3 protein-coding genes are annotated in these 2,871 nt (G+C 46.2%); all 3 read right to left on the bottom strand.

The genetic code is table 11. The features are described 5' to 3' along the window. Window positions 1-112 precede the first annotated feature (112 nt). Window positions 113-667, bottom strand: coding sequence for a GNAT family N-acetyltransferase (locus IH879_22085; GenBank protein ID MCH7677616.1), 555 nt, complete (start codon window positions 665-667; stop codon window positions 113-115). Window positions 668-920: 253 nt separating this feature from the next. Continuing rightward, window positions 921-1,304 (bottom strand): DUF4268 domain-containing protein, encoded by a 384-nt coding sequence (locus IH879_22080; GenBank protein ID MCH7677615.1) that lies wholly within the window; start codon window positions 1,302-1,304, stop codon window positions 921-923. An 83-nt stretch (window positions 1,305-1,387) separates the two neighbouring features. Next, window positions 1,388-2,871 (bottom strand): tRNA uridine-5-carboxymethylaminomethyl(34) synthesis enzyme MnmG (gene mnmG, locus IH879_22075; GenBank protein MCH7677614.1); only part of this gene is annotated, 1,484 nt, incomplete at its 5' end.

Here is a 2,871-nt window from a genome sequence, read left to right as displayed (position 1 = left end):
AAACCGATTTAACTCTTTTTGAGAAAGCGTTAAGCCATTCTCTTTGAATCGTTCGCTTAATTTAGAAAGATTCAGCTTTGTAACCAATTTATTTTTTTATTGATCCTTGAGGCTACCGGTCACCCAAACGGTGTTCCGATCTCAAAATCCCATAGAGATCAATATCCTCAAATTCATTCCATTTTAGGATGTGTTGACGCAGCGTCCCCTCATGCGTCATGCCAATCTTTGCGAGTACCTTGCCGGACAATGGATTGCGGCTTAGACAATGAGCATAAATGCGTTGTAAGTTTAGTTCCTCAAGCCCATAATTGACCACGGCAAGGGCCGCCTCTGTGGCGTAGCCGTTATGCCAGTAATCTTTACCAATCCAATAGCCCACTTCGGCATTTTTGTGGGTCTGATCAATATTCTTTAAGGTGACCACACCAACGAGAACATCCTCCGCAGCCAGAGTTACCGCAAAACAAACCCCCTTGCCGCCTTCATAAAGCGAGATCTTGCCCTCAACATATTGTTCTGCCATTTCGGCTTCAAGTGGAGGAGGAATAGTCAGCGTGGTATCCGCTATTTCACGGTCGCCGGCAAGAAGCTGAACCCTGGGAGCATCTTCGGGTTTGAGGCCCCGCAGCAAGAGCTGATTTGTTTTGAGAGTTGGAAAGTTCATCTATCATCTATGTTTCACGTGAAACATTTGCGACGCGGCGTCGATTTAAATTCCCAACTAAGAAGCTCGCCGTGATAAACATCAAATTAATTCACTGCGTTGAGAAAGTGGCAACCTGTTCTCTCTAAACAGTTTATATTTAGAAAGATTTAACTTCAGCAACCAAATTTCTTTTTATGGGTGGCTTCATTAGAAGTTAAAGCGCCATAAGAACGCTAAGAATTCATATCCGTAGTTAAATTCTTAACCCGAATCACAAAAACTTGTAAAGAAGTTCCAGTTTTTCGAGTAACCAGCTATGTTGCTTTGACCAATTATCTCTATTTTCTAGATCGGCACCGCATCGCAAGTAAATTCTACAGACACGTTTATCTGTCGGGTTATGCCAGTTTAAGGGTTCGCCCATTTCGTTTTCGATTTTCTCTTTTTGTGCAAACAATTGCTCATAATAGGTTTTGGAGTTGTTGTCGTCAAGAACAACCTCGGTACGTAATTCATGGCTGTCATAAGTTTCTTTAACTGAATCCCAAAATGAGGCGACCGTGCAAAGCCTTATACCGCTTCGGCCAATTGCAATATTCATCCAGTTTTGAGGTAAAGCTTTTGTTGTTTTTATACGTGAGTCTTTATCCTTCACAAAATCTCGAAAGGCAGACCAAAACTTTCTTTGAAGAAGCCTTGATTCTGTAAGAGTTTTTTCGACCTGCGAGGCGACGCTAACTATGTTTCACGTGAAACATTTGCGACTCGTGGGCGGCCCAGGTGAACCAAAAGAATCGAAATGTCCGCCGGCGAAACGCCGGATATTCTCGACGCCTGGCCAATTGTTTGAGGTCGAATCCGGTTGAGCTTTTCACGAGCTTCTGTGGAGAGTGCTGCGATGGACAGAAAATCAAAACTTTTCGGAATAATCTTTGAGTCTAATTTGCGCACCCGCTCGGCCTGCTCGTTTTGCCTCCGGATGAAGCCCTCGTACTTTATCTCAAGGTCGACTTGTTCTTGCACCTGCTCCCAGGACGGGTCATCGCAGTTATCCAGAATTTCAAGTTTAATCAAGCCCACCAAATCAGAAAGGTGCAGCTCGGGCCGCTTTAACAAATTATAAAGATACTCGTTTTGGGAAATAGGCGTGGTGCCGACTCGAGCCAGAATTTCGTTCAGGCTTTCCGGAGTTACTTTGGATTTTTTCAAACCCTCTAAAGCGCTGGCAATTCTCGTGCGCTTTAAATTCATCTTTTCATAAACATCTTTTGAAATCAGGCCCAGGCGGCGTCCATGATCCATGAGCCGCAAGTCCGCATTATCCTGGCGCAAAATCAGCCGGTGCTCGGCACGGGAAGTAAACATGCGATAGGGTTCGATCGTGCCCTTGGTAACCAGGTCGTCGATGAGAACACCGATGTAAGCCTCGGAGCGCTCGAGCACAAAAGGTTTTTCGTCTCTAATTTTTAAAACCGCGTTTACTCCTGCCATAAAGCCCTGGCAGGCGGCTTCTTCGTATCCGGTCGTACCGTTTATCTGACCAGCAAAAAACAGATTCTCGACCCGCTTGGTTTCCATGCTCGCATTGATTTGGGTCGGCTCAAAGTAGTCATACTCCACAGCGTAACCCAGTCGGGTGACTTTGGCATTTTCAAGGCCGGCGATTGAACGAATGCCCGCTAACTGAATTTCCTCGGGCAAGCTGGTTGAGAATCCGTTTACGTAATATTCAGTGGTGTTTCTGCCCTCTGGCTCCAGAAAGATTTGGTGCTTCTCTTTATCGGCAAAGCGGTTGATTTTATCTTCCACCGAAGGACAGTAGCGCGGTCCGACACTTTTAATTCTGCCGGTAAACATTGGCGAACGGTCGAAACCCTTGCGTAAAATGTCGTGGGTTTGAGAATTGGTGTACGTTAAGTGGCAGGGCATTTGTTCAAGGTCCAGCGAATCGGTCTGATGCGAAAAAGGCACGGGGGGTTCATCGCCGGGCTGAATTTCTGTTTTTGAAAAATCGATTGAAGTACCATCCAACCGTGGCGGAGTGCCGGTTTTCAGGCGACCGGATTCAAAGCCTAACTCAACCAGACATTCGGTCATTCCTTGCGAGGAAAACTCACCGGCACGGCCAGCCGGATATTGAACTTCGCCAATATGAATGACGCCGTTCAGAAAGGTCCCCGCCGTTATGATGACCGACCTCGCTTCGATCAAACCGCCGGTTT

The sequence above is a fragment of the candidate division KSB1 bacterium genome, assembly GCA_022562085.1.
In the GTDB taxonomy this organism is placed as follows: domain Bacteria; phylum Zhuqueibacterota; class Zhuqueibacteria; order Oceanimicrobiales; family Oceanimicrobiaceae; genus Oceanimicrobium.
This window is presented reverse-complemented; position numbering and strand designations above follow the sequence as displayed.